A 987-nucleotide genomic window follows, 5' to 3' on the forward strand; every position below is an offset into this window, starting at 1 on the left:
CAGTCACCAGATAACCTTGCCGCTGGAGAATAAAGATGGCTTCTTCCACGGAAACCTCACGGTGTGCAGGTGGCTGATCGCCCTTGCGGTAGAGTTCAGGGTTGTACGGTTCATTCTTCTTGAGCATGTTGTAGATAGCTGTTAGGAGCATTCTGGCAATGGCAATGATGGCCTTTTTGTGGCCCCGGCGTTTCTTGAGCGCAAGATAGCGATTGCGGACTTCCGGGAATCGTTTGGCTCGAATCGCACAAAGAGCGCACTGTACCAGCAATGGCTTAATATAAGCGCCGGACTGGCTGATTCTGGTGGTTTTCTTTTTCCCGGCACTCTCGTTGTTCTGCGGCGTAAGCCCGGCCCAGGAGCAGAGATGCTTCGAGGTCGGGAACACGGACATATCCACTCCAATCTCAGAAATGATGCCGATAGCGGCAAAGGACTGGATACCCGGCGCCGTCATAACAAGGTTGAGTTTAGGAAGATATTTCTCGGCAACGGACAGAATCAGGGATTCCAGATTGAGTTTGCACAGATCAAGGCTGTCCATGTGGGAACGGATGATGCGGAGCTTTTCAGCCTGTTCTTCACACATCTCTCCGTCCACGGCGGCAAGCACCTGTTCATTGGTCGCTTTCATACCTTTGGTTCGGAAGCCAGAAACATCTGTAATTTTCTCCTTTGGATTTTCCAGAATACGAGCAGTGATTGCGGAGGCTGCCTTGCCGAACACATCCGAGAACACATCGTCCAGTTTGAAGTTGGAAACCGTCAGACAATTTTGCGCCCGGTTTTTCTCGCCGGTAGTAAAGTTGGTGAGTTTCCAGCGGTAACGTACCAAATCACGAAGCTGTCGAATATCTGCCGGAGGGATAAAACTCCCTGCAACAAGGTCGTGTTTGAAGATGTCGGCAATCCACTTGGCGTCCCGTTTGTCAGTTTTCTTACCTCGAATCGCTTTCACGTATTTCGGATGAGCAAGAACGATATTAC

The 987-nt window shown here is 50.5% G+C and carries 1 protein-coding gene; it reads right to left on the bottom strand.

The features are described from left to right. Window positions 1-987 (bottom strand): IS110 family RNA-guided transposase (locus tag H6B51_RS17160; protein WP_204884804.1); only part of this gene is annotated, 987 nt, incomplete at both ends.

The organism is Pseudoflavonifractor phocaeensis, from assembly GCF_016901955.1.
Lineage (GTDB): Bacteria > Bacillota > Clostridia > Oscillospirales > Oscillospiraceae > Flavonifractor > Flavonifractor phocaeensis_A.